This is a genomic window from Aeromonas sp. ANP5, from assembly GCF_963870295.1.
Lineage (GTDB): Bacteria > Pseudomonadota > Gammaproteobacteria > Enterobacterales > Aeromonadaceae > Aeromonas > Aeromonas veronii.
Genome location: NZ_CAWMRY010000003.1, coordinates 130,688 through 155,942 on the forward strand (window position 1 = coordinate 130,688; position 25,255 = coordinate 155,942).

The 25,255-nt window shown below is 56.8% G+C and carries 24 protein-coding genes and 7 tRNA genes; 12 read left to right on the forward strand and 19 right to left on the reverse strand.

Annotated elements, in window-relative coordinates; translation table 11 throughout:
* Window positions 1–15 precede the first annotated feature (15 nt).
* Window positions 16–345: a hypothetical protein gene (locus AACT07_RS03040; RefSeq protein ID WP_005343410.1), complete on the forward strand. Its 330-nt coding sequence runs from the start codon at window positions 16–18 to the stop codon at window positions 343–345.
* A gap of 265 nt (window positions 346–610) precedes the next feature.
* A complete protein-coding gene (locus AACT07_RS03045; protein WP_005343409.1) occupies window positions 611–1,954 on the forward strand; it encodes an NCS2 family permease in 1,344 nt (447 codons plus the stop codon).
* A gap of 172 nt (window positions 1,955–2,126) precedes the next feature.
* On the opposite strand, the gene gltX is transcribed toward AACT07_RS03045, so the two are convergent.
* Window positions 2,127–3,542, reverse strand: a complete 1,416-nt coding sequence (gltX, locus tag AACT07_RS03050; protein WP_069526551.1) for a glutamate--tRNA ligase — start codon at window positions 3,540–3,542, stop codon at window positions 2,127–2,129.
* A gap of 252 nt (window positions 3,543–3,794) precedes the next feature.
* Between gltX and AACT07_RS03055 the strand changes: the two genes are divergently transcribed.
* The 3 genes from AACT07_RS03055 (at window position 3,795) to AACT07_RS03065 (ending at window position 7,146) form a co-directional block, all read left to right on the forward strand.
* Entirely contained in the window at window positions 3,795–5,897 is a 2,103-nt protein-coding gene (locus tag AACT07_RS03055) for a methyl-accepting chemotaxis protein (protein ID WP_069526552.1), read from the forward strand.
* A 99-nt stretch (window positions 5,898–5,996) separates the two neighbouring features.
* Window positions 5,997–6,665 (forward strand): LysM-like peptidoglycan-binding domain-containing protein, encoded by a 669-nt coding sequence (locus tag AACT07_RS03060; RefSeq protein WP_042080585.1) that lies wholly within the window; start codon window positions 5,997–5,999, stop codon window positions 6,663–6,665.
* 271 nt (window positions 6,666–6,936) lie between these two features.
* Complete coding sequence (locus tag AACT07_RS03065; RefSeq protein ID WP_005338972.1) at window positions 6,937–7,146, forward strand: cold-shock protein; 210 nt, start codon at window positions 6,937–6,939, stop codon at window positions 7,144–7,146.
* Window positions 7,147–7,374: 228 nt separating this feature from the next.
* On the opposite strand, the gene AACT07_RS03070 is transcribed toward AACT07_RS03065, so the two are convergent.
* The 8 genes from AACT07_RS03070 to orn all read right to left on the reverse strand — a co-directional run bounded on the left by AACT07_RS03070 (window position 7,375) and on the right by orn (window position 8,797).
* Window positions 7,375–7,450 (reverse strand) — tRNA-Gly (locus tag AACT07_RS03070).
* Between the two features lie 24 nt (window positions 7,451–7,474).
* A tRNA-Gly gene (locus tag AACT07_RS03075) sits at window positions 7,475–7,550 on the reverse strand.
* A 24-nt stretch (window positions 7,551–7,574) separates the two neighbouring features.
* Window positions 7,575–7,650: transfer RNA gene (locus tag AACT07_RS03080), tRNA-Gly, on the reverse strand.
* A gap of 24 nt (window positions 7,651–7,674) precedes the next feature.
* Window positions 7,675–7,750, reverse strand: a tRNA-Gly gene (locus AACT07_RS03085).
* A 25-nt stretch (window positions 7,751–7,775) separates the two neighbouring features.
* A tRNA-Gly gene (locus AACT07_RS03090) sits at window positions 7,776–7,851 on the reverse strand.
* Window positions 7,852–7,884: 33 nt separating this feature from the next.
* Window positions 7,885–7,960: transfer RNA gene (locus AACT07_RS03095), tRNA-Gly, on the reverse strand.
* A gap of 37 nt (window positions 7,961–7,997) precedes the next feature.
* Window positions 7,998–8,073 (reverse strand) — tRNA-Gly (locus AACT07_RS03100).
* Between the two features lie 178 nt (window positions 8,074–8,251).
* Window positions 8,252–8,797: an oligoribonuclease gene (gene orn, locus AACT07_RS03105; RefSeq protein ID WP_042080584.1), complete on the reverse strand. Its 546-nt coding sequence runs from the start codon at window positions 8,795–8,797 to the stop codon at window positions 8,252–8,254.
* A gap of 91 nt (window positions 8,798–8,888) precedes the next feature.
* Between orn and rsgA the strand changes: the two genes are divergently transcribed.
* From rsgA to AACT07_RS03130, 5 genes are read left to right on the forward strand one after another with little or no spacing between them, the layout of a single operon-like run.
* Window positions 8,889–9,923, forward strand: a complete 1,035-nt coding sequence (rsgA, locus tag AACT07_RS03110; RefSeq protein ID WP_069526553.1) for a small ribosomal subunit biogenesis GTPase RsgA — start codon at window positions 8,889–8,891, stop codon at window positions 9,921–9,923.
* Between the two features lie 28 nt (window positions 9,924–9,951).
* Window positions 9,952–10,824, forward strand: a complete 873-nt coding sequence (asd, locus tag AACT07_RS03115) for an archaetidylserine decarboxylase (protein ID WP_069526554.1) — start codon at window positions 9,952–9,954, stop codon at window positions 10,822–10,824.
* Window positions 10,821–11,090, forward strand: a complete 270-nt coding sequence (locus AACT07_RS03120; RefSeq protein ID WP_005349372.1) for a VF530 family protein — start codon at window positions 10,821–10,823, stop codon at window positions 11,088–11,090. The genes asd and AACT07_RS03120 overlap by 4 nt, the downstream gene beginning before the upstream one ends.
* Window positions 11,080–11,331 (forward strand): DUF2960 domain-containing protein, encoded by a 252-nt coding sequence (locus AACT07_RS03125; RefSeq protein WP_005338984.1) that lies wholly within the window; start codon window positions 11,080–11,082, stop codon window positions 11,329–11,331. Before AACT07_RS03120 ends, AACT07_RS03125 begins: the two co-directional genes overlap by 11 nt.
* Before the next feature lie 2 nt (window positions 11,332–11,333).
* Entirely contained in the window at window positions 11,334–11,723 is a 390-nt protein-coding gene (locus tag AACT07_RS03130; protein ID WP_069526555.1) for a hypothetical protein, read from the forward strand.
* 97 nt (window positions 11,724–11,820) lie between these two features.
* Here AACT07_RS03130 and AACT07_RS03135 read toward each other — a convergent pair whose 3' ends face one another.
* The 5 genes from AACT07_RS03135 to gpt all read right to left on the reverse strand — a co-directional run bounded on the left by AACT07_RS03135 (window position 11,821) and on the right by gpt (window position 16,756).
* Window positions 11,821–13,110 carry a glutamate-5-semialdehyde dehydrogenase gene (locus tag AACT07_RS03135; RefSeq protein ID WP_290438962.1) on the reverse strand — a complete coding sequence of 430 codons (1,290 nt, stop codon included), beginning with the start codon at window positions 13,108–13,110 and terminating at the stop codon, window positions 11,821–11,823.
* A complete protein-coding gene (gene proB / locus AACT07_RS03140) occupies window positions 13,110–14,213 on the reverse strand; it encodes a glutamate 5-kinase (protein WP_069526557.1) in 1,104 nt (367 codons plus the stop codon). Before proB ends, AACT07_RS03135 begins: the two co-directional genes overlap by 1 nt.
* Before the next feature lie 179 nt (window positions 14,214–14,392).
* Window positions 14,393–14,785, reverse strand: coding sequence for a sigma factor-binding protein Crl (gene crl, locus AACT07_RS03145; RefSeq protein ID WP_005339003.1), 393 nt, complete (start codon window positions 14,783–14,785; stop codon window positions 14,393–14,395).
* A 62-nt stretch (window positions 14,786–14,847) separates the two neighbouring features.
* Entirely contained in the window at window positions 14,848–16,116 is a 1,269-nt protein-coding gene (frsA, locus tag AACT07_RS03150) for an esterase FrsA (RefSeq protein ID WP_005349360.1), read from the reverse strand.
* Window positions 16,117–16,288: 172 nt separating this feature from the next.
* Entirely contained in the window at window positions 16,289–16,756 is a 468-nt protein-coding gene (gene gpt, locus AACT07_RS03155) for a xanthine phosphoribosyltransferase (protein WP_005339007.1), read from the reverse strand.
* 947 nt (window positions 16,757–17,703) lie between these two features.
* On the opposite strand from gpt, the gene AACT07_RS03160 reads away from it, so the two are divergent.
* Window positions 17,704–19,155: an aminoacyl-histidine dipeptidase gene (locus AACT07_RS03160; RefSeq protein ID WP_069526558.1), complete on the forward strand. Its 1,452-nt coding sequence runs from the start codon at window positions 17,704–17,706 to the stop codon at window positions 19,153–19,155.
* An 81-nt stretch (window positions 19,156–19,236) separates the two neighbouring features.
* On the opposite strand, the gene djlA is transcribed toward AACT07_RS03160, so the two are convergent.
* The 3 genes from djlA to AACT07_RS03175 are packed head-to-tail and all read right to left on the reverse strand — an operon-like array spanning window position 19,237 to window position 21,765.
* Window positions 19,237–20,070: a co-chaperone DjlA gene (gene djlA / locus AACT07_RS03165; RefSeq protein ID WP_005358354.1), complete on the reverse strand. Its 834-nt coding sequence runs from the start codon at window positions 20,068–20,070 to the stop codon at window positions 19,237–19,239.
* 19 nt (window positions 20,071–20,089) lie between these two features.
* Window positions 20,090–20,758 (reverse strand): N-acetylmuramate alpha-1-phosphate uridylyltransferase MurU, encoded by a 669-nt coding sequence (gene murU, locus AACT07_RS03170; protein WP_069526559.1) that lies wholly within the window; start codon window positions 20,756–20,758, stop codon window positions 20,090–20,092.
* Window positions 20,755–21,765 carry an aminoglycoside phosphotransferase family protein gene (locus AACT07_RS03175; RefSeq protein ID WP_069526560.1) on the reverse strand — a complete coding sequence of 337 codons (1,011 nt, stop codon included), beginning with the start codon at window positions 21,763–21,765 and terminating at the stop codon, window positions 20,755–20,757. Before AACT07_RS03175 ends, murU begins: the two co-directional genes overlap by 4 nt.
* A 271-nt stretch (window positions 21,766–22,036) precedes the next feature.
* On the opposite strand from AACT07_RS03175, the gene AACT07_RS03180 reads away from it, so the two are divergent.
* A complete protein-coding gene (locus tag AACT07_RS03180) occupies window positions 22,037–23,263 on the forward strand; it encodes a tyrosine-type recombinase/integrase (protein ID WP_069526561.1) in 1,227 nt (408 codons plus the stop codon).
* 166 nt (window positions 23,264–23,429) lie between these two features.
* Here AACT07_RS03180 and AACT07_RS03185 read toward each other — a convergent pair whose 3' ends face one another.
* Together AACT07_RS03185 and AACT07_RS03190 are read right to left on the reverse strand one after the other, a co-directional pair.
* Window positions 23,430–24,095 carry a KilA-N domain-containing protein gene (locus AACT07_RS03185; RefSeq protein WP_069526562.1) on the reverse strand — a complete coding sequence of 222 codons (666 nt, stop codon included), beginning with the start codon at window positions 24,093–24,095 and terminating at the stop codon, window positions 23,430–23,432.
* A 103-nt stretch (window positions 24,096–24,198) separates the two neighbouring features.
* Window positions 24,199–24,828, reverse strand: a complete 630-nt coding sequence (locus AACT07_RS03190; RefSeq protein ID WP_069526563.1) for a hypothetical protein — start codon at window positions 24,826–24,828, stop codon at window positions 24,199–24,201.
* Between the last annotated feature and the right edge of the window lie 427 nt (window positions 24,829–25,255).

A 25,255-nucleotide genomic window follows, 5' to 3' on the forward strand; every position in this document is an offset into this window, starting at 1 on the left:
CATGGATGTAGCACGATGACGACCCCTATAGAGAAAAAACTCACCATCCAGATCCGGGTTGAACCGGGTTGCCTCGGGCCGGATGGCAAGGAGCACATAGAGACCTTCTGTGCCGCTGCCGCCAAGATTTTTGCCGCCGTGGAGCCCGAGCTGGTGAGCTGGGTGCTGATCCCCCGCTACGACAAGCAACTACCGGAGCAGGAGTTCTTTATCGAGGGGCGCAAGCTGACCGAAGAGCAGGCCAGCCTCTTTCTGCGCCGCTTCGGCCGTGAACTGGGTGAAGTGCAAGACCGGCTCGACTCGGTACTGGCCCAGCTGGTCGAGCGCTACTTCAAAACCCTGTAAGCCCCCAATTTTCGATAAAAGGTTCTCTGCTGAGAACCTTTTTTTCATGCTCAAAAAGCAAACGTTTGAATTTTTACTCTATTCATTGATCTGCTTCGCAGATCCGGGGTTTGTAAACGGCGCCGCCTGTGTAAAAATGTGCGCGCTGTCACGGTATCAGGACGAGTCTGGTTACTTAACCGCCAGAAACAGGGCAATTTACCCCGCATGGATGGGATAGCCCGTTCCCCTGCTGCTTATTTCACGTCACCTATTGGAATCCAACATGAATCAACAACACCAAGCTGCCAATCAGGCCGCCGGGCAAGGATTGCTTGAGCGCCTGTTTGCCCTGCAAGGCCATGGCACTACCGCCCGCACCGAAGTGATTGCCGGTATCACCACCTTCCTGACCATGGTCTACATCGTGTTCGTCAACCCGCAGATCCTATCTGCGGCGGGCATGGACACCCAGGCCGTGTTCGTCACCACCTGCCTCATCGCCGGTATCGGCAGCATCCTGATGGGCCTGTTGGCCAACCTGCCGATCGCGCTGGCCCCCGCCATGGGCCTCAATGCCTTCTTCGCCTTCGTGGTGGTTGCAGGTATGGGCTACTCCTGGCAAGTGGGCATGGGCACCATCTTCTGGGGCGCCATGGGTCTGTTGATCCTCACCCTGCTGCGGGTGCGCTACTGGCTGATCGGCAACATTCCGCTCACCCTGCGGGTTGGCATCACCGCCGGTATCGGTCTGCTGATCGCCCTGCTCGGCCTGCACAACGCCGGGATCGTCGTGGCCAGCCCCGCGACTATGGTAACCGTGGGCAATCTCACCTCCCTGCCCTGCCTGCTGGGTCTGCTCGGTTTCTTCCTGATCTGCATCTTCTCCGCCCGCGGCGTCCACTCCGCCGTGCTGATCGCCATCGTGGTCACTACCGGTCTGGGCTGGCTGTTTGGCGATGTCACCTTCAAGGGCTTTGTCTCCATGCCCCCCAGCATCGAACCGGTGTTCGGCCAGCTGGATCTGATGGGATCGCTCGATATCAGCCTCGCCGGGATCATCTTCTCCTTTATGCTGGTCAACCTGTTCGACTCCTCCGGCACCCTGATCGGCGTCACCAACCGCGCCAAGCTGGCCGATGACAAGGGCCACTTCCCGCGCATGAAACAGGCGCTGATGGTGGATAGCGTGAGTTCCGTCGGCGGCGCCTTCATGGGCACCTCCTCGGTCACCGCCTTTATCGAGAGCAGCTCCGGCGTTGCCGTCGGCGGCCGTACCGGTCTGACTGCCATCGTGGTCGGCCTTCTGTTCCTGCTGGCGATCTTCTTCTCTCCGGTCGCCGCCATGGTGCCGGCCTACGCCGCCGCTGGCGCCCTTATCTATGTGGGTGTGCTGATGTGCTCCGAGCTGACCCGGGTGAAGTGGGAAGATCTGACCGAAGCGGTACCGGCCTTTATGACCGCGGTGATGATGCCGTTCAGCTTCTCCATCACCGAGGGGATCGCCGTGGGCTTCATCTCCTACTGCGTGATGAAGGCAGGCACCGGCCGCTGGCGCGAAATCAACCCCTGCGTGCTGGTGGTAGCCCTGCTGTTCGTCCTCAAGTTCGTCTGGGTCGACAGCCACTAAGCGGCACTCTGTCCCAATAAAAATGCCAGTCAGCTGACTGGCATTTTTTTATCCAAAGTATTTTCGGCCTGTGCTCTGGCCATAAAAAAATCCGAAACCTGTGGTTTCGGATTTTTGCTATTCAGTATGTGGCAGAGCGGAGTTATCCCCTCGCCTGCCATATCGGCAGCACTTACTCGGCAGCCATGCGGGCTTCGATGTAAGCCAGTGCGCGGTCGATACGAGCAAGTACGCGCTCTTTGCCGACCAGCGCCATCACGGCATCGATGGCGGGGGATTGGCCCAGACCGGTGACGGCTACGCGCAGCGGCATACCAACCTTGCCCATACCCTGACCCAGTTCGGCGGCGGTCGCTTCAATCAGCTCGTGCAGCGCTTCGGTGGTCCAGCTATCCAGTGCAGCCAGCTTGGTCTTGGCCAGAGCCAGCGGCTCGGCAGCCACGCCGCGCAGGTGCTTCTTGGCAGCGGCTTCGTCGATGGCCTCGTACTCTTCGAACAGGTAGCGGCTCTGGGCGGCCATCTCGACCAGGGTGTTACAGCGCTCGGCCAGCAGGGTAACTACCTCGGCCAGCGCCGGGCCATTGCTGGTGTCGATCTTCTGGTTTTCCATGTGCCATGCCAGATGCTTGGCAACATAAGCCGGATCCAGGCTGCGCATGTAGTGGTTGTTCAGCCACAGCAGCTTGTCGGTGTTGAAGGCAGAGGCGGACTTGGAGATGGCATCCAGGCTGAACAGCTTGATCATCTCTTCCAGGCTGAAGATCTCCTGATCGCCGTGGGACCAGCCCAGACGTACCAGATAGTTCAGCAGCGCTTCCGGCAGGTAGCCGTCGTCGCGGTACTGCATCACGGAAACGGCACCGTGGCGCTTGGAGAGCTTGGCACCGTCATCACCCAGGATCATGGAGACGTGGGCAAACTCCGGCACCGGCGCGTTCAGCGCCTTGTAGATGTTGATCTGGCGCGGGGTGTTGTTGATGTGGTCTTCGCCACGCACCACGTGGGTGATCTCCATATCCCAGTCATCGACAACAACACAGAAGTTGTAGGTCGGGGCACCGTCGGTACGGCGGATAATCAGATCGTCCAGCTCGGTGTTGGCGAACTCGATGCGGCCACGGACATGGTCATCGAACACCACTGAACCTTCGGTCGGGTTGCGGAAACGAATGACATGCGGCGCATCGGCCGGGTGATCGTGGGCGTGGTCGCGGCACTTGCCGTCATAACGGGGCTTCTCGCCGTTGGCCATCTGGCCTTCGCGCAGTGCTTCCAGACGCTCTTTGGAGCAGTAGCACTTGTAGGCGCGGCCATCGGCCAGCATCTCGTCGATCAGACCGTTGTAGCGATCGAAGCGCTTGGTCTGGTAGTAGGGGCCCTCATCCCAGTTCAGCTCCAGCCATTCCATGCCCTCAATGATGGCGTCGATCGCCTCCTGAGTGGAACGTTCCAGGTCGGTATCCTCAATACGCAGCACGAACTCACCGCCCTGGTTCTTTGCAAACAACCAGGAATAGAGTGCGGTACGGGCACCGCCGACATGCAAAAAGCCGGTCGGGCTGGGAGCAAAACGGGTTTTGACTTTCATCTTTAAGCCTTGTGTAGAGGGCCTTGGGCCAATTCGTTAGAAAAAACCGTCGCATTTTAGCACCGACAATCACGGATGGGAAAACCATGACGCCATTGCGGGCTAAAGTAGGGGATTAAATTTACTGGCGGGGCGCTTGCCGCCTGATATTTGAAGGGGATCGCAAAACAGAAGTTCTATTTCCTATTTGCTACAACCACTGTCGGCTTCGGTCGATATCCAAATAACACCGCTACTAAAAAGGAAGAGACGATGCAGTTCCGTTCTATCCAGAATCGCATTCTAGTGATGGCCGGGATCGCCATGACCACCGCCTTGGTCATCCTGATCCTGCTCAACCAATACTCGGGTCAGCAGACTCAACAACTCACCATCAGCTCCAGCCGTGAAGCGCTGCAGCAGGAGGCCTGGCAGAAGGTCAGCGCCAATGCCCGCGCCGAGGCGGCCACCATCACCCAACTGCTACAAAAGGCATTGGCATATGACCAACAACTTGCAGGAGTGGTTCAACTGGCCATTTCCAAGGAGCTACCACTGACGCGCCCCAACGTTGTTGCACTAATGAAAAAAACGTTGACCACAGATCCTCAGATATATGGCGTCTTGGCGGGATTTGAGCCCAACGCACTGGACGAGCAAGATAGTAATTATGTCGGCCAGAAGGAGCTGGGCAGTGACAGTAATGGCCGGTTTGTTCCCTATTACTACCGTGACGGGGGTACTATAGGCACAGACCTGCTTTACTCCATTACCAAAACAGATACCGACAGCTTCGGTAACCCAGCCAACGACTATTACAGTTGCCCCCAACAGCATAAAAGTGCATGCCTTATCGATCCCTATGTATTTGATGTCAATGGCAAGCAAGTCATGCTGAGTACCATCTCATCCCCACTGTTTATTGGCGGAGACTTCAAGGGGATCATCGGCGTCGATCTTGAGGTTACTGCCCTTAACCAGCAGGCCAAGAGCCTCAACAACAACATCTATGATGGCCAGGGGGAGACCCTGATCGTCAGCGCAGCTGGTGTGATTACAGGTACCAGCGGCAATGACAATATGCTGGGTAAGCATGCCAAAGAGTTGTTGGGCAACAACTGGAAACAGTACCTGCAACAGCAGGAGCAACGTGAAGAGCTCAACGACAATCTGCGTATTTCTGTACCAATCTCGGTTCCGGGAATGAGCCGCAACTGGGCCATCATCGTCACCCTGCCCTACAAGGTGGTTCTGGCGGGCGCCGATCAACTGGAAAGCCAGCTCAATGAGATGAACCGGGCCGCGGTGACCCAGCAATTGGTAGGCGCCGTTATCGTACTGGCGCTGGCGCTGGCCACCATGCTGGTGATTGCCCGCAGCATCACTGGCCCCATCCGTCAGATGGTCAGCCTGGTGGATGACATCGCAGATGGTGAAGGGGATCTCACCAAACGCCTCACGACCCGCTCGGTGGATGAGCTGGGGGATCTGGCCAAGGGGATCAACCGCTTTATCGACAAGCTGCAAGGGCTGCTCGGGGATGTGCTCAAGACTGCCAGCGAGGTGAACCGCTACGCCGGTGACACCGATCGCATCGCCGGTCAGACCGACAACAACCTGCAGCACCATCAGGCGGAGATGGAGCAGATGCTGACCGCGGTACAGGAGATGTCCTACGTCAGTCAGGAGGTCGCCACCCACGCCAACAATACCGCCGACTCGGCCAAACAGGCGCAAAGCGCGGCGGATCAGGGCAAGGAGCGCTTCCAGCAGGTGATCCAGTCGATGCACAAGGTCGCAGCAGAAGCCGGAAAAGGGGCAGAAGTGGTGGAAGGGCTGGCTCACGACAGCGCCCAGATCACCAGCATCCTCACCGTCATTCAGGGTATTGCAGATCAAACCAACTTGCTGGCCCTCAACGCCGCCATCGAGGCAGCCCGGGCTGGCGAACAGGGCCGCGGCTTTGCGGTAGTGGCCGACGAGGTGCGCAAACTGGCTGGCAATACCCAGCAGGCGGTGCAGAATACTCAGGAGTTGATCGAGAAGATCCGCCTGAGCTCTACCAATGCAGTCAATGCCATCACCCAGAGCCAGCAGTTGACCCATCAAGCGGTGGGCGAGGCGGATCTGGCGGAAGAGGCGCTCGGTAGCATCTACCAGGCCATCTCCACCATCAACGACATGACCTATCAGATCGCCTCCGCCGCCGAAGAGCAGAGCTCGGTCTCCGAGACCGTCTCCGGCAACCTGTCAAAAACCAACGCACTGGCCAACGACATTGCTCAGGATGCGACCGAAACGGCCAAAGCCAGTCAGGCATTGCGTCAGGCGGCCGACAAATTGCAGCAATTATTGGGTCAATTTCGTCTCAGCTGATAATTTTCCGCCTCAGGACTCTCCCCCTCGGGGGCGAGTCCGTTTACCATAGGCGACGAATTTGCCTGATGGCAGGCAATGTAGTGAGAGGTAAATGCCGTGCCCACCCCGGACCGTCGCCCACGAGGCCATAACAGACGAGCCCAGCAGCGTCGCCAAGACGAATCACAAGGATCCCTGCTCCATCGCATCAATGCCGCGACCCTGTCCCTGCGCCAACGTTTTGGCCAAGGGATGAGCAACCTCGGCCAACGTCGCCAGGATGCCAAAGCAGGCAAATTCAAGCTGTCCAGCCCGCTGCCCCGCAAAAACACCATAGGTCTGCTGATCCTGATCCCGCTCTGGTTGCTGGTACTGGCCTGGGAGCCGGCACCATCCGCCCCCAAAGCAGCCCCTTCCGGCTCACTGGAAGTGCCGCTGGCCGTGCCTGCTCAAGCTCTAACTGTCGGCAGTGGCGCGGCAGGCAGTACCCCCGCGGCAGCCAAGCCGGTCGAAGAGAAGGTCAACGGCACCTGGCTGCAACACGATGTGCAGGCGGGTGAGACCCTCTACTCCATCTGGCGTAAATTCGAGTTGCCGGGTGCCGAGCTGAGCCGCCTGATCGCCATCGAGGGGCCGGATCGCCCTCTGACCCGCCTGCAATCGGGCCGCTCTATCTTCATCCTGGTGGACGACACCCGACGCATCCAGCGGGTGGAGATCCGCTCCTACGGTCAGGCGGTCTACCGCTACGACCGGCAGGGCGAAGGGTTCGCCCTCAAGGAATAACAAAAACGGGAGGCGCTGGCCTCCCGTTTTTTCAGTCAAATCTCTTCAAATAAGCTACTGACTTCACAATATTTTTAGCTTGTTCAAAAAACGACAGGGGTCAAATTGACAAGGATCGGCGCTAACGTACAATCGATTGTGCTTTAGACAGGGATTGTTCTGCGTGCTACTGGGACAAAGAGACGTGGTCAGTCATGAGCCAACCCCTGCTGCAAGGCAAATGCAGCCCCACAGGGCTTAGTTTCATTTTGTTATTGATAGGATTTTGCACATGTCTGACATTCGCACCGGCCAGGTAAAATGGTTCAACGAAACCAAGGGTTTTGGCTTTATTGAACAATCCCAGGGTCCGGACGTATTCGTTCACTTCTCCTCCATCCAGAGCACCGGTTTCAAAACCCTGGCTGAAGGTCAAAAAGTCCAGTTCACTGTGACCCAGGGCAAAAAAGGCCCTCAGGCTGAGAACGTTACTCTGGTCTAAGCCCGCGCCAGTGAATCATGCAGGAGGAGCCAAGGCCCCTCCTCTTTTTTGCCCGCAATTCTTCCTGCCAACCACCTTTCCCTCGTACAACCCGCACAATGAACCCGTACCATCTTCCTGTTTGCAGAAGGCGGCGGAGACACGCTGAGTAAACGCCAGATACGACAAAGCATCGCAGTGCGATGTGAGGGGCAATTCAGAGGGATTATGAAGACTTCGAAGAGAGATTGGAGCGGGAAACGAGACTCGAACTCGCGACCCCGACCTTGGCAAGGTCGTGCTCTACCAACTGAGCTATTCCCGCAACAGAATGTCATTTACAAGTGATTGGAGCGGGAAACGAGACTCGAACTCGCGACCCCGACCTTGGCAAGGTCGTGCTCTACCAACTGAGCTATTCCCGCAACGGAATGTCACTTACAAATGTTTGGAGCGGGAAACGAGACTCGAACTCGCGACCCCGACCTTGGCAAGGTCGTGCTCTACCAACTGAGCTATTCCCGCAACAGAATGTCATCTGCAAGTGATTGGAGCGGGAAACGAGACTCGAACTCGCGACCCCGACCTTGGCAAGGTCGTGCTCTACCAACTGAGCTATTCCCGCATCGGAATATCACTTACAAATTTTTTGGAGCGGGAAACGAGACTCGAACTCGCGACCCCGACCTTGGCAAGGTCGTGCTCTACCAACTGAGCTATTCCCGCAACAATTTGGTTGTCTTTAGGCTGGCTGATGATTGGAGCGGGAAACGAGACTCGAACTCGCGACCCCGACCTTGGCAAGGTCGTGCTCTACCAACTGAGCTATTCCCGCATCGGGCTGGTTTGCACCAGTGCTATCATCAGATTTTTGGAGCGGGAAACGAGACTCGAACTCGCGACCCCGACCTTGGCAAGGTCGTGCTCTACCAACTGAGCTATTCCCGCAACTACCTTAAAACAGGCCGTACAGCATTTGGTTGCTTGCGCTACTGTACGGGAGCCGAATTATAAGAGCAGTCATTCCAATTGCAAGGGCTTTTTTGTCTGGTTGCGCGCGTTCGCTCAAAAGCTGGCCGAACTGTCGATTTTAGCAGCCAGCGCATGACAAACCCTTGCCGGGGAATCAGATCTTGAAGACGTGGCTGCGATAGAACTGCAGCTCGGCGATGGATTCGCGGATATCGTCCAGCGCCTGGTGGGTGCCGCTCTTCTTGAACTGATCCAGCAGTTCCGGCTGCCAGCGGCGTACCAGCTCCTTGATGGTGCTGACGTCGACGTTGCGGTAGTGGAAGAAGGCTTCCAGCTCGGCCATGTGCTTGACCATGAAGCGGCGATCCTGACCGATGCTGTTGCCGCACAGCGGGCTGGTGCGCTCCGGCACCCACTGGCGAATGAACTCGAGGGTCTCGGCAATGGCTTTCGCCTCGTCGTGCTGACTCGCCTTGACCCGGGCCACCAGACCGCTCTTGGTATGGGTGTTGACGTTCCAGTCGTCCATCTTGGCCAGCTCTTCATCACTCTGATGAATGGCGATGACCGGCCCTTCGGCCAGTACGTTCAGATCCTTGTCGGTGACTATGGTGGCAATCTCCAGTACCACGTTCTCTTCGGGGTCGAGACCCGTCATCTCCATGTCGATCCATACCAGGTTCTGCGCGCTGACTGTCATGATTGCTCTCTCTATTGGGAGGAATGGCGGAATTTTGCCAATTTGCATGTATCATACTGGCTTTGGATCTGTTCATAAACTGGCGAATCGAGTGGCAAAGAAAGCAAAACTCAATCTGGGTCAACAAAGGCGCGTCCAGGCCAACCGCGAACGGCGGCTGCAAAAAGATCACACCACAGTGGTGGATGACACCCTGTTTGGCCCCGCCATCGAAGGGGTGGTGATCAGTCGTTTTGGTCAGCACGCAGACGTGGAAGCGGTCGATGGCACCATCCACCGCAGCAACCTGCGGCGCAGCAGCATCAGCAGTCTGGTGTGCGGCGACAAGGTGGTGTGGCGTCCCGGCCTCAATGCCGCGACAGCGGGCGTCATCGAGGCGGTGCATCCGCGCCACTCGGTACTGACCCGGCCGGACTTCTACGACGGGGTCAAACCCATCGCCGCCAATATCGACCAGATCATCATCGTCTCGGCGGTGATGCCCGAGTTCTCCACCAACATCGTCGACCGCTATCTGGTGGCTGCCGAGGATGTGGAGATCCGCCCCCTCATTGTGCTGAACAAGGTCGATATGCTCGATGATGCCGCCAGAGCGCGCATCGAAAGCCAGCTCGAAACCTATCGCAAGCTCGGCTACGAGGTGCTGCTGGTGAGCTGCGAGAGCAGCGAAGGGCTGGATGAACTTAAAGCCGCACTGACCGACAAGATCAGCATCTTCGTTGGCCAGTCCGGGGTGGGCAAATCCTCGCTCACCAACGCCCTGATGCCGGGGCTGGATGTACTGACCGGCGAGATCTCCGAGAACTCGGGGCTCGGCCAGCACACCACCACCACGGCGCGGCTCTACCACTTCCCAAGCGGTGGCGATCTCATCGACTCCCCCGGGATCCGCGAGTTCGCCCTCTGGCATCTGGAGGCCGACCGCATCACCTGGTGCTTCGTTGAGTTTCGAGACTATCTGGGTGGCTGCAAGTTCCGCGACTGTACCCACAAGGACGATCCCGGCTGTGCCCTGCGCGCCGCGGTCGAGGCGGGCGCCATCAGCGCCGATCGCTTCCACAACTATCACCGCATCCTGGAAACCATGCAGGAAGCCCGTCACGGTCGCCAGCAAGCGCGCCTGTGACCCTAATAAACCTACGTTGATGATGAACATGAGCATTACTGACAACCTGAAAATTGCCGGTCAATACTGTCTGCCCAAGCACGCCCTCTCCCGTCTGATCGGCAAATTTGCCGCCGCCGAAGCGGGTAACATCACCACCAAAGTGATCGAGGCCTTTATCAAGCAGTATCAGGTCGACATGAGCGAGGCGCTGCACGAGAGTCCAGCCCACTACAAGAGCTTCAACGAGTTCTTCACCCGCGAGCTCAAGCCCGGTATCCGCCCCGTGGTAGAAGATGCCATGACTCTGGCCCTGCCGGTGGATGGCACCGTCAGCCAGCTCGGCCCGATCCAGCAGGGGCGCATCATCCAAGCCAAAGGTCACGACTACAGCGCCCGCGAGCTGCTGGGCGGCTATGAGGATCTGGTGGCGCCGTTCAAGGATGGCGACTTCGCCACCATCTATCTGGCGCCCAAGGATTACCACCGCATCCACATGCCGCTGGATGGCGTGCTGGAGAGCATGGTGTTCGTGCCGGGGGATCTCTTCTCCGTCAACCCGCTCACCGCCGAGAACGTGCCAAACCTGTTTGCCCGCAACGAGCGGGTGGTGGCCACCTTCCGCACCCCGCACGGCCCGATGGCGCTGGTGCTGGTCGGTGCGACTATCGTGGCCAGCATCGAGACCATCTGGGCCGGCAACATTGCGCCGACCAAAGAGAAGAAGGTGGTGCGCTGGGACTACGCCGGCGACGAGGCCATTACCCTGCAAAAAGGTGCCGAGATGGGGCTGTTCAAACTGGGCAGTACTGTCGTCTGCCTGTTTGGCCCGGGCATGCTGGCCGGTTTCGAGCCCCATCTGGCCAATGGCGTCACCACCCGCATGGGTCAGCCCTTTGCCAAGCTGGCGGAGCAGGCATGAGCGAGCAACCGAACGCCTCGCAGAAGAACAACCCGCTGCACGGGCTGACGCTGGAAGCCATCGTCACTGCGCTGGTCGAACACTACGGCTGGGAAGAGCTGGGGCAGCAGATCAATATCCGCTGCTTCACCGATAATCCCAGCATCAAGTCCAGCCTGAAGTTCTTGCGCAAGACCCCCTGGGCTCGGGAGAAGGTCGAAAGCCTCTACCTCTACGTCCAGCGCAAGCAAGCCAAATCGAAGAAGGAAGGGCAAGATGGCCTTTAAGATTACGTACACCTATAAAAAACAGGCCAAAGAGATCGGCTACGCGAACGATAAGTTCCGCAGCATCTACGACGCCATCGCCGCTGCCGAAGGGCTGGATCTCACCAGTTTTCACGCCATGGAGGCCCAGCTGGCTCAGGTTTGCCGCCGTGACAAAAAGAGCGTGAAAGATTATCAGGAGAACTACTTCAAAGAGTTGGGATTCTCCAACATCGTCATCGAACGGGATCTTCAGGAGTAACCATGCGCACCTTGACTCTGATGGCCGCCTCTCTGCTACTGGCGGCATGCAGTACACCGGAACAACATCTGGTTGGCAGCGATCGCGACAGCCACGGCTGTATCGGCAGTGCGGGCTATCAGTGGTCAGCACTGACTGGCAAATGTATGCGCCTGTTTGAAGAGGGTATCCGGCTCAATCCAACCGATGCCAGCCAGACCAGCAGCGCCTTCGTGCTGTTCAGCGCCGATCAGACGCAGGCCGAACTGCATCTACCAAGCGGCGAGCTGCTTGCGCTGACCCGTCAAGGTGCGGAGGGCAACTGGTCGTGGCAGGGCAGCGGCTACACCCTCTTTATCTGGAAGGGTTATGTGCTCAAGTCCGGTGACAAGGTGCTCTATCACGGGGAATAACCCCGAGGAATAGCGCACTGCGTGGTATCGGCGCGATACCCGCGAAAAAAATGCCGACCCAAGGGGTCGGCATTTTTGTATCTGACACAACCGGTTATCAGGCGCGGCTGAGGTAATCGGCCTGCCCTACCCACTTGTAGCTGGTAAGCTCGGTGAGCCCCATGGGGCCACGGGCGTGTAGCATCTGGGTCGAGACCGCCACTTCAGCGCCCAGACCAAACTGGCCGCCATCGGTGAAACGGGTCGAGGCGTTGACATAGACAGCCGCCGAGCCGGCGCCATTGACAAAACGCTCGGCATTGGCCAAATCATTGGTCAGGATGGCATCGGAGTGGCCGGCGTTGTGCTCGCGCATATGGGCCAGCGCCTCGTTCACATCCGCCACCAACTTGACCCCCAGGGTCAGCCCGAGCCACTCGGTATCGAAATCCTCCGGCCCCGCCTCGCACAGGTTATCGGCACCCGCCAACTGCGTCATGGCGTTGGACGCGGCCACCAGCATCACCTTGCGCTCGTTCATCAGCGTCACCAGCTGCGGCAGGAAAGCCGAAGCGACTTTCTCGTGTACCAGCAGAGTATCGAGGGCATTGCAGGCGGAGGGGCGCTGCACCTTGGCGTTGTCGATGACCGCCAGAGAGCGCACCAGATCGGCACTCTCGTCGACGAAAATATGGCTGATACCGAACCCGCCGATGATGACCGGGATGGAACTGTTCTCCTTGCACATCTTGTGCAGGCCGGCACCGCCACGGGGGATGATCATGTCCACATAGCGGTCGAGACGCAGCAACTCGCCGACCAGCGCCCGATCCGGGTTGTCGATGTACTGCACCGCCACCTCGGGCAGACCGGAGGCCGCCAAGGCATGCTGGATCACCCGCACCAGCTCCAGATTGGAGTGGAAGGTCTCGCGCCCGCCACGCAATATGCTGGCGTTGCCAGTCTTGAGGCAGAGGCTGGCGATGTCGATGGTGACGTTGGGGCGTGCCTCGTAGATGACGCCGATAACCCCGATGGGCACCCGACGACGAGAGAGCCGCAGGCCATTTTCCAGCACCCGGCTATCCATTTCGGCGCCGACCGGGTCATCCAGCGTGATCACCTTGCGCACATCCGCCACAATCCCGGCCAGCCGGGCCGGATTGAGCAGCAAGCGATCCAGCATGGCTTCTGACAAGCCAGCCTCACGACCGGCGGCAATATCTTTCGCGTTGGCAGCGAGGATCTGTTCACTGCGCGCCTCCAGCTCGTCGGCGATGGCGGCCAGCGCCCGGTTCTTCTGCGCCGTGCTGATGGAGGCCAGCTGATAGGCAGCTTCACGGGCCGCCTGCCCCATTTTCTCCAGACTCATCTCGGTTCCCTTTTGTTCATGCCGTGCCGCCCTGATTAGAGCAGCACCATATCGTCTCGATGGATGGCTACTGAACCATATCCATAGCCCAGTACCTGCTCAATCTGATCCGAGTGGACGCCGCGCAACTTCTCCAGCTCCAGATGGTCGTAACGGCAGATGCCGCGGGCCAGCTCAGCGCCCTTGGGATCGAGAATGCGCACCACATCGCCCCGAATAAAGTCGCCCTTGACCGCGACGATCCCCTTGGGCAGCAGGCTGGAGCCTTTCTCCTTCATGGCGGCCACTGCGCCCTGATCCACATGCACTTCGCCGTGAGGGGGCGGGCCTGCCAGGATCCAGCTCTTGCGCCCTTCCAGCGGGGACGCCAGCGCCGGGAACAGGGTGCCAATCCGCTCGCCCTTGGCAAGACGGCCGATCACCTCCGGCATCTGGCCGGTCGCGATCACCACGTTGACACCAGCGCGGCGTGCCACATCGGCGGCCTGCAGCTTGGTAGCCATGCCTCCGGTGCCGAGGCCGCTGACACTGTCACCCGCCAGCGAGCGCAGGGTATCGTCGATAGTCTGCACCTCTTCAATGAGCTGGGCATCGGGATTGGTGCGCGGATCGGCGGTAAAGAGCCCCTTCTGGTCAGTCAGCAGGATCAGCAGATCCGCATCCGCCAGAATGGCGGCCCGTGCGGAGAGGTTGTCGTTGTCGCCGACCTTGATCTCGGCGGTCGCCACCGCATCGTTTTCGTTGATGACCGGAATAATGCGGTGGTCGAGCAGGGTGCGCATGGTGTCGCGGGCATTGAGGTAGCGCTCCCGATCTTCCAGATCGGCGCGGGTCAGCAGCATCTGGCCGATATGCAGACCGTAGAGGTTGAACAGATCCTGCCATACCCGAATAAGCTGGGTCTGACCAACCGCCGCCAGCATCTGCTTGTTGGGCAGGGTTGGCGCCAGTGGCGGGTGACCCAGATGTTCACGCCCGGCGGCGATAGCCCCTGATGTGACGACCACGACCCGATGGCCTTGACGGTGCAAGGCCGCACACTGTCTGACCAGCTCGACCATATGGGCACGATTGAGCTGGGAAGACCCCCCTGTGAGCACGCTGGTGCCCAACTTGACGACTATGGTTCTGTTTTCCATGGGAGCATAAAGGCTAAAAAGTAAGGAATATCTTTATACCCACGGCCATGGAGCCCTGCAAGGCAATTAACGCCGGGGTGAGGAGATGAAGCAAATGCCCGGATGATTGCGGGCGGAAGGGAAGATGGCTGACTGATGGCCCGGCAAACAGCGGGATGCTGCTCGCCGGGCATCAGGGATCAAGCTGCGGTCACGGTCAACTCATTGGTGACCTGATCCGCTGGCGCTAACTGACACTCCAGAGCCGTCAGTTTGTCGCTGATGAGCTTGTAGAAACGGTTGAGGGTCCGCTCCACTTCTACCTGGTGCTTCTTGGGGATCGGCTTGTCCAGCCACTCACCATCAGCATTGTAGAAACCGAGCTGATAGTGGTAACGGAAATGGTGATCGTCCTGCTCCAGCACCAGCCACCAGCCCCAGAACTCCCGTTTGTCCGGCGCCGGCTTGGCGCTGACGCAGACCGACAGGCAGTCGAAACGATAACGCCCCTCTTCGCAGAGATCTTCGCGCAAATAGGGGCCAATGGCAGCAAACTGCCTCAGCAGTCGCTTGTAGGTCACTCTTTCAGACATGTTAACCTCCCTGTTAAACAAGCCGCGCCACCTCGGGATGGCGTCAGTTCTTTAGCGCAATGTCAGGTACATAAATGCTGTTTCAGCCACTCGACGATTTCGTCCAGCGCCTTGTCATACACCTCCAGCAAAGGCTGCTTGTCGAATACGATGGCCTTGCCGTTACGACTGGCCGCCGCCAATGCCCGTACATCCTGCTCGGGACAAATAAAATCTCGCTTGTGTCCAATACTCAATATCGGCACCGATGTGCGAGTCCCCAGTAATCCTTGAGTTTTAAGTGAAAAAACCTGGCACTTGGTACGCATGCCGTCCCACTGCGCCGCATCAGCCCCCAACCGGTTGGCCAAACTGTCCCGCATCATGCGCGGGCACTTGGCAAACAGCTCCTGATTGGTAAACACCTGATTGACCCCGGCGCCGACACAGACCACGGTGCGCAGCTTGAACGGTTCGATAAAGGCCAGTCTGGCTGCGATATTGCCCGCCAGACGCATCCCCACCATGGCGATACGCTGATGATCGACCCAGGCCACTTCGGAGAGGTAATGGAGCACCGCCTGATGGAGACGGCTGGTATCCTGCACCAGCGGCCAATGCTCGGCATAACCGACCCCGGGCATATCAAGGGAGAGCATGCCGATACCGTTGGGCTCGAGCCGTTTGAGATAGAAGTTGAGGAAATCGAGCTGCAGGGAGTCGATCCCGCCGCTGATGATCACCAGCGGCACCGGTTTTTCGGTCGTCGGCAGGTGGAGATAACCCTGAATATGCTTGCCGCGAAAAGGCACCTGGATCTCTTTGAGCGGCACCTTGAACAGGCGACCCGCCTCGCGATAGGCCATGTTACCGAGCAGCTGGGCCTGATCCGCCAGCTCGTCATCCTTGAGATGGGGATAGCTGGCGATGGAGTAGTAGCGCACCGCCTTGAGCAGCTGTTTCAAGGCGCCAGAAGGATCACCCTTCTCGCGCAGTTCGCGGCCCTGCTTGAAATAGTTGCCAGCCACCTGGCTCCACTCGTAGATCCAGTTGCCGGGCACATAGCCCTTGATGGTATCGAGATAGCAATCGTGGGTGCGCTCGCCGGTCGCCATGGCGATGCGGGCCAGGGTCTGCTCCACTTCGATGGGATCAGCCCCCTGCCAGGTCCAGGAGGGGCGGCGCAGCAGGCGATACCAGCTCTTTGACATGGATCCGTCGATAAACATCTCGTCTGACTCGGCTTGCGCCAGATCAGCCGCACTGGAGTTGGAGATCTCGGATGTTTCCAATACCTTCTTGACGCGGGTAAAGAGCTGTTCGGTCAGGTTTAGGTCTTCGTTCAAGTCCAAGATAGTATCCCATTCATATCAGGCAATAGCTCATCTTAACCACTTTTACTGCCCATCAGCCACCCTGCAACAGATTGATACACAAAAAAACAGGGCTCCAAATTGGAGCCCTGTGAAACCATTATTGCCGGTCGCGACCAATGGACGCAGTGAGCGTCACATCCCGCTCCCGTTACTTTTCGTCGCAGATCGGTGTGGCGAACTCCAGTGCCATATCCCACGGCTGTTCGATCCAGGTATCCTGCGGGATCGCCACTTCGAAATCGTCCAGCAGCGCTTCGCCCATCGGCTTGGCGAAAATCGCGATGAACTTGGCTTTCGGGTAGAGCTCGCGGATCGCCTTGGCGGTAGTGCCGGTGTCGACCAGATCTTCCACCACCAGCCAGCCTTCGCCGTCACCAGCGGTGGTGGCAGCCTTCACGACCACCAGCTCGCGCTGGCTGTCATGGTCATAGCTGGAGATGCAGAGGGTTTCCACATTACGAATGCCAAGTTCACGGGCCATCAGGGCTGCGGGCACCAGGCCGCCACGGCTGACCGCAATGATACCTTTCCACTGGCTGACAGGCAGCTGACGACGGGCCAGACGGCGAGCTTCACGTTGCAGGTTGTCCCACGACACATAGAACTTTTTCGGCATGTTATCGATCTCGAATAGTTATTTAAAAACAATCACTTAAAATAACAACATCCGCAATTATCCCTGCGGATGCCAGTAAATGGCGGCCCTTGCCCGACTGAATTCAGATTGCACTTCGACTGCCTCAGGGCTAAGCCTCGGCAGCAAATCTGATAACAATGGAAGCAAGATGGGCTTATCCGGCGATCGGTTAGATGATGTGTCCAAACCGCGGACAGGCTGTTGGGCCGATATGATAGCACCGTTTGCAGAGAAAATGCCTGGCAAACGTATGCCAAAAACAGGAAAAATCGGCATCACCCTCTCCATTCGGCACATCTAGAGCGCCAAACGACTAACCTGCCGTCCCTGCTGCCGAGTCCAAATGGGCTGTGCGGCAAATCGCAGATAAAAAAATAGCAGGGGGAGGATTTACCTCACGCACCTGCTGCTTTCTCGCCTCTGCCTGGTTGGGCAGCTCGTCTTAGCGACGAGTGACGAAGGGGTTAGGGTAGCTGAAACCCTGGGTATACAAAGAGGGGGCAAACCAATAGGTTGAGTTGCTGCCTGGCATATTGAAACTCCTGATTGCTTAACAAGTTACGTACCTTTAATGCGGGCTCAAATCCTTGAACGAACACTCGGTTCCATGGAGGCGCACTTGCTTTGCTTCAGTTCCCTGGAGGCTTTCATCGTCATCCTGACGGGTGGCGAACCACGGGAGCTAATTTACCAGTCGGTGCGTTAAATTCAATATTTTTGTGAGATCGGTCACACATTTTCTTTTCTATCGGTCAGCGTCGTCCGAACCTGACGATCGTACTGCCTGGTTGCCATCAGCCAGCACAAGCTGCCTGCGATTTGCGCTGATTGCTCACATTTTTGTGTGATTGACTGTATTATCGTTATCCTCTTCCCCGGCCCGCTGATGGGGCCCTGTTAATTCCGTGCTGGTAAGGAGTCCCGACGTGGCACAGCTTAGCTCTCTCTCTCCCAAACTGATTTGGCATTTCTTCGAACAGATCTGCTCCATCCCCCACCCTTCCAAACATGAAGCCAAACTGAGCGCCTGGATCATCCAATGGGCTCAAGGGGAAGGTCTGGCGGTCAAGCAGGACAAGGTCGGCAACATCATCATCAAGAAACCGGCCACCCCGGGGATGGAAAACCGCAAAGCCGTGGTACTGCAGGCCCACATCGACATGGTGCCGCAGGCCAACGCCGACACCAAACACGACTTCGCGACCGATCCCATCGATGCCTATGTCGATGGCGAGTGGGTCACGGCCCGTGGCACCACCCTGGGTGCCGACAACGGCATCGGCATGGCCGGTTGTCTGGCCGTACTGGCTGACAAGACCATCAAGCACGGTCCGCTGGAAGTGCTGCTGACCACAGACGAAGAGACCGGCATGACCGGCGCATTCGGTCTGGAAGCGGGCTGGCTGGAGGGCGAAATTTTGCTCAACACCGACTCCGAAGAGGATGGCGAGGTCTATATGGGCTGCGCTGGCGGTGTGGATGCCAATATCCGCTTCCCGCTCGAGCTGGTTGACGCCAGCGAAGGCGAAGCGTTCGAGCTGGCCGTGAAAGGGCTGCGTGGCGGCCACTCAGGTTGCGATATCCATCGCGGTCGTGGCAACGCCAACAAACTGCTGGTGCGTCTGCTCAAAGCAGCCGAGCCGCTGGGTGTTCGTCTGGCCGAGATCCACGGCGGCACCCTGCGCAACGCCATCCCGCGCGAAGCCCGTGCCACCCTGCTGGTGCCTTCTGCCAGCGTAAACGAGTTCAAGGCGATGGTTGACCGCTACACCGGGATCTACCAGACCGAACTGGCCGCCACCGAGCCGAACCTGACCGTGCTGGTCAACAACGCCGCCAAACCGGCCAAGTTGATGAGCGTCTCCCTGCAGCAGCGCCTGCTGGATGCCCTGATGGCCTGCCCGAACGGCGTGATGCGCATGAGCGATGCCATGCCCGGCGTGACCGAAACCTCTACCAACCTGGGGGTCATCAAGACTCAGGATGGCGAAGTGTACGTCCAGTGCCTGATCCGCTCCCTGATTGACTCCGGCCGCGAGAGCATCGAGCAGATGACCCGCTCCCTGTTCACCCTGGCAGGCGCCAGCTGCGAATTCACCGGTGCCTACCCGGGTTGGGCGCCGAACGTGGACTCCCCCATCATGGCGCTGGTACGCAATAGCTACCAGACCCTGTTCGGCACCATGCCCAACGTGATGGTGATCCATGCCGGTCTCGAGTGCGGTCTGTTCAAGAGCGCCTACCCAGAGTGGGACATGGTCTCCTTCGGCCCGACCATCCGCGGTGCCCACTCCCCTGACGAGAAGGTACATATCCCGGCGGTCGAGCGTTTCTGGCAACTGCTGGTGCACGTGCTGGAAGCGATTCCGGCCAAGTAAGCCAGCCCGGATAAAACAACAAAACAAAGCCCCGCACTGCTGCGGGGCTTTTTGTTGTCTGTTCCAACCTGACGTTGGCGCTTACCGGATGCCGCGCGCCTCGCGGATCCACTCCCAGGCTTGCTGGATCTCCTGGGTCTTCTCCTTGGCCATCTCCATCATCTCCGGCGGCAGCCCTTTGGCGGCCAGCTTGTCCGGATGATGCTTGCTCATCTCCTTGCGGTAGGCGCGCTTGATATCCTGATCGCTGTCGCTCTCGCTCACCCCAAGCAGCTGGTAGGCATTCTTGAGGCGATCTGCAGAGGGTGCCGCCTGCCGATACTGCTGACCACCGGAATGGCCCCCCTGATACTGGCCATGAGCCTGATTGAAGAAGTTCATCTGCGCTTCGGCCATCGCCAGAATGCGGGCCAGCTCGATGCGGCTGAAGCCCAGTTCGTCGGCAATGGTGTGCAAAATGGCGCGCTCGCCCTCCTCCACCCGCCCGTCGGCAAAGGCCGCCTGCAACTGCACTTCGAGGAAGAAGCGCAGAATATCGCGCTGCCCCAGACTGGCACGGCGGAACTCGGCCAGGGTCTCGCGTAGCGGGAAGTCGGCCTCTTTACCGAGACGAAACGACTCCTGCGCCCGGGCACGCTGTTCGCCCGCCAGCCGCATCCGATCCATCAGGTTGGAGGCAACCCGGATCTCCTGTTCGGTCACCTGGCCGCTGGACTTGGCAATATGGCCCATCACCGAGAAGGTGGCGTGGAAGAAGACGGCTTGCTGCTCCTGACTCGGGCCGCGACGAAACGCCCCCTGCAACCCCATGCCACGGTCGAAACGGTGGCCGATCCAGAGGCCAATCAGGGCGCCGATGATATTGCCGAGCAGAAAACCGAAGAAGGCGCCCAGCACCTTACCCCAAATACGCATGGTTCAAGACCTCTTGAAGTTAATGAGTGCGGGCCTGGAGCTGGTCATCCAGCTCGTGCAGTCGATCGACCGTGCCGATATCGCGCCACTCGCCAGCGAGCAGGCTGCCGCCCACCCGCCCTTGCGCCATCCAGTCACGGAGCAGGGGCGCCAGTTTGCGGGCGCCGCCCGCGAGACCGGCAAAGGCCGCCGGATCATATAGTCCGACCCCGCTGAAGGTAAACGCTGGCGTATCCATGACTCGCCCCCCTTGCAGGGCAAAGTCCCCGCTCGGGTGCTGGGGCGGATTGGGTACCAGCCAAAGGTGGGCCAGATCATTGCCAAGGGGCTGGCTGACCAGAGTGTGATAATCGAGATCGAGCCAGGTATCGCCGTTGATCACCAAAAAGGGGTCAGAGCCCAGCAGCGGCAGCGCCTGCACAATGCCGCCCGCGGTCTCCAGTGCGCTCTCCTCGGCTGACCAGTGGATGGTCACCCCAAGCGCACTGCCATCACCCAGGCTCTCGACCAGCTTGTGGCCGAGCCAGGCGTGGTTGATCACCAGCTCGGTCACGCCAGCTGACTTCAACTTTTCGATATGGTGGACGATGAGCGGCTTGCCCCCCACCGCCAGCAGCGGCTTGGGCAGCAGGTCGGTCAGCGGGCGCATCCGCTCGCCACGGCCAGCGGCCAGGATCATTGCCTTCATGGTTTCACCCCAGCGTTGGCGATCCCCGGCAACACCACCTGCTCCAGCCACTGACCAAAACGGGCCAATACCGGATAGGCACTACCGTGAGTGCGACAGACATCCACCACGTAGCCGAGGGTGCGGGGAATATCCTTGAGATAGCCGGACTTGCCGTCGCGATGATAGAGCCGAGTAAAGATTCCGGCAGCTTTGAGGTGGCGCTGCATGCCGGTCAGGTCGGCATCACGACGGAAACTGGCATAATCGAGCTCGCCAAGCAGACCCGCCTGTTGCAGGGTGGCAAAGCCGTGGCACATCCCTTCATCGATCACCTCGTCCGGCCAGCGCACGTAGCAATCTTTCAGCAGGGAAACCAGATCATAAGTGAGCGGCCCGATGACCATATCCTGAAAATCGATGATGGCCAGCCGGCTGCTCTCGGGGGTATCCCCGCCACACACCATCAGGTTGCGACTGTGAAAATCTCTATGCATCACCCCCTGCGGCTGGGCCAGATTGCAGGCGGTGAGACAAGCAAAGGTCTCGTCCAGCAGTTGCTGCTCTTCATGGCTCAGAGTCAGTTGCAGATGATGGCCAAGCAGCCACTCGGGGAAAATGCTGTTCTCCCGCGCCATAAATGCCGCATCGAAGGGTTCAAGCGCCAGTTCAACCGCCCCCAGGCGGGGCAGCAAATCAATCGCCTTGCCATACCAGGCCAGCACATTGTGCTCGTTCAGGCAGCTGATCAGCTGGGTATCGCCCAGGTCACTGACCGCCAGCAGACCCTGCTCATAGTCCACCGCCTTCACCTCTGGCGCCAACAGCTGACGCGCCTGCAAGGCGGCCGCGTTACGAACAAATTCATGATTTTTTTCGGTTTTCGGATTGGCATCCACCCACACCAGACCACCACCGCGATAGTAGCGGCGGAAGCTGGCATCACCGGAAATGAGGGTAAGCGTGAGAGTGGCATCACCGGAAATACGGCGTGCCCACTGCAATAGCAGGGAATCGCGATCGTGCATAAGTAGAGGACCAAGGTGGAAAGCAGCACTTGGCTGTTAGCCCTGGCCGCAATAATGCTTTATCATTGCCGGCTAACATAAAGCAATGACATGCAATGTCAACTCGATGAAACCTGTCGTAAAATGCATGCCTTGGATCAACCGTATCTATCACGGATTGCACGAGTCTTTCAGACCTACAATCCCAATAGATTCAATGCTGTATGTTATGCGGAGTGTTATGGATTGAGTAATTACGATTTGCCCCAAGATACCATAGGAGGGCTACGCAATGAAACATCTGCAACTCCGGCGCTACCGTTACTACCTGCATTGGAATGTCCCAAAAGAGCTTAGGGATCACAGCTTCTTCCGAGGCAAAGCGATTTATGCCAAGTCCCTCCAGACCAGCGATTTGCAGCAAGCAAGGCGAATGCGGGACGCTATCGTTTCGGAGTTCATGGGCTTACTAGAGCGAGTAAGAGAAGTTCCCAGACAACGGCATTTCAACACAATCCTCTCAGAGATACGGCAGACAGTTGAGTCATACCGCCCTTCAGACGCTCTCTGTGCAGCCTCCGACGCACCATTGGCCCCGATGATAGGTGTTCCCCTTCCCCCCGCACACATTAGCTTACGGAAAGCTGTAGACGGCTTCATAAAAGGGAATGAAGACAAGGTACACAAAGCCATTCTCAGCAAAGCACGCTCTGGGGCCAAAAGCCTCTTAACTGTTTTGAATAAGCGGGATGTTCCTCTTTCTAGCATTCAAGCGAGGGATGTAACTCTCTGGCTTCAAAGTATCAGTACAGATAAAAGCGATTGGACACGTAAAGGCTATCGCTCCGCATTATCATCATGTTGGGAATGGTGTTACTTAAATAAGCAAGCAGAAGGAACAAATCCATTTTTAGGAGCAAGATTCAAATCTGGAATTGCACCAAAGAAGTATGAACCATTCACACATGAACAATTATCAGTGATCATAAGCCGAGCATCACCTCAGTTGAAGGCCCTGATAAAGTTCGGGCTAGTTACTGGCTGCCGGATTGGGGAGCTTGTATGTCTAGGCGTTAATGATTTCGAGATAAAAGGGAATGTTCACATAATAAAAATAACTGATGGGAAAACTTACAACTCTATTCGCGGCATCCCACTACCGGAGCATTTATGGCATGAATTAAAGGACTACATCATCAATGGTCTTTGGCTTGATCGTTATGGGAAAACCTCTCCAGCAGGATGGTCAGCAAAGTTTGGTAGACTTAAAGCTGAAGTTACGGGGGAAAGGGATAAGAAAAATTGCTTCCATAGTTTCAGAGGCATGACCATTACAGCTTATGAAAATGCAGGTATCCCAGAAGGGATAACCTCACAGATAGTGGGGCACAGTAAACAAGGTTTAACCTTATCCTATGGACTTTATTCATCTGGATACAATTACATTCACCAGATAGCAGCAGTCGAGAAAATGTTAAATGAAGATACAATGAAAAACTTTTTAGCTCTATTAAAATAATTTAATAAGTTAACCATAGTAGAAAAAGTAACCGCAAAAAACCCTGTGGCTCTTGCTAGGGAGGCCACAGGGGAAAACATGAATTACCGAAAACAGTCCAAGCAAATAATTAATTACCGGAAGAGGTTTTCTCTCCTATAAGTGAGGGGATACTCCCCATTTATTATTAGGAGAAAAACTCCCCGTTCTTTGGGGTTTTAACATTGAGCATGAAAGCAGTCTTTTGATAATCCAGACCAGCCTTCAGCCCCTTGCTCACCAAATCCATAGCAGCAATTACAGCAGTAAGAGCTTCAGGGCATTCAGCTTCAGCCAAATAATTCTTAGCTGACCCATTCTTACCCGTCAGGACAGATGGGACATAACCAGTAGCCCCCTTACAGGCCAAACGATGATAATTACTGAAGGCATGGCGGCCCATAGCCCCTCCGCATTCCTTAATCGTATCGTTCATTTCCTGCCGTACCTTCTCGTACTTATCCAGCAGTTCAGGAGACACAGCTACAGATTCAGCAATAGCAGCAGCTTTATAGATGTTTCCCTTGGTCAGCTCATCAAACGCATCAAATACTGCGTCCTCGAACTCTTCAGAGCAGTATGCAGCGAATGCCAGCAGCCCCCGCTTATTTACCCATGTACCGCCATTTCGGCCCCGACTGGAAATTAGGGAGAATTTACCTATTTTATCTTCGTCAAGGTAACGAATCCAACCGTTCAAAGCGTTTACATGCCCACCTTCTTCAGCCCATGCTTGGCTTAGGACTGTTGCGCTATAGAGCCCTTGTTCATCTGAAGGGATTGTGAATTGTGTATTTTTAAATTTAATGTTCATTGTTTATGTCCATCCATGAGAGGGGCTAGGCTTCACCATTTAGATCCTAATGGAAATTATCCGAAATTCGGACATTTGCTTACCTAGCCCCAGATTCTATTTCTTACGCTTGTGTTTTACCCAGAAGCTCACGGAAGTTTGTGCAAGCCTTGGGGAGATTCTTGATAATGTATTCTGCACTCTTACGGGAACGTACCTTAAAGGATGTCCAGCTAATCAGCATGGCTACCAATTCAGTATTACCTTCATCAATAACGTCCCAGATTTCACCTGCACCAACAAGATCATAAATAGCGTCCATAATTTCTTGCTTGTAGGCTTTATTCTTGTCTGCCATTTCTACGGCATGATCCAGTTGCTCAGATGCTTTCTCGTAATCTTTGTAGTATTCATAGCTAGGGGCCAATGTAAATTCACCAATGTCGTAATCAGTGCCAGAAACATAAGATTTGTTGTCAAGGTAATAGGCATAAGCAGCAAGGCCAAGCAGGTTAGTATAAGTACCCATAGGCTTATCATTCCCTGACTTGATAATGTCAAGTTCAATGAGTTCAGCGCCGAGAGTATCAACGTGCCATGAATACCAATCGAAGGGAGCGGCTTTACGGTTAGTAATACCTTTCAATTCACAGTAGGCACGGTGAAGGTCATTCAGGTAATACATGCCATCAAAAATACGGACTTCAGCAATCGTGGAGCACAGTTCTACAGTTTGGATGTTTTGAGTTTTCATTTATTGGTTTCCTTTATGTTGTGCCTCTCCTGCCGTCCCTTCTCTTACTGCCCCACACGCTTAAACCAATAGGCAAGCAAGAGCAGCAGAAAAAGCACGACATAAAGAAGCGTGTGATGTTGTAGCCAAAGGGATTGGCTTGTCTTGAGATAGGGGGGATTAAGTGTATCCTCTGGCTAGTTGTGCCTGTTCAGACAGAGGGATTTATGAAAGAGAGTGCGATGGAAAAAAGAATAGAGAGAGCGAACCAACAATGGCAAAGAATTCAACGAACTAAACGTGCAATGCCATACTTGATCTATCAACTTGGCCCAAGTCTTGTGCCTTGCCATCCTCAGTGGCATGGCTTGGTACTACCTGTTGATGATCCATGGTGGGAAACGCACTTCCCACCCAATAGCGAGGAATGCAAGTGTTCGGTGCGTCA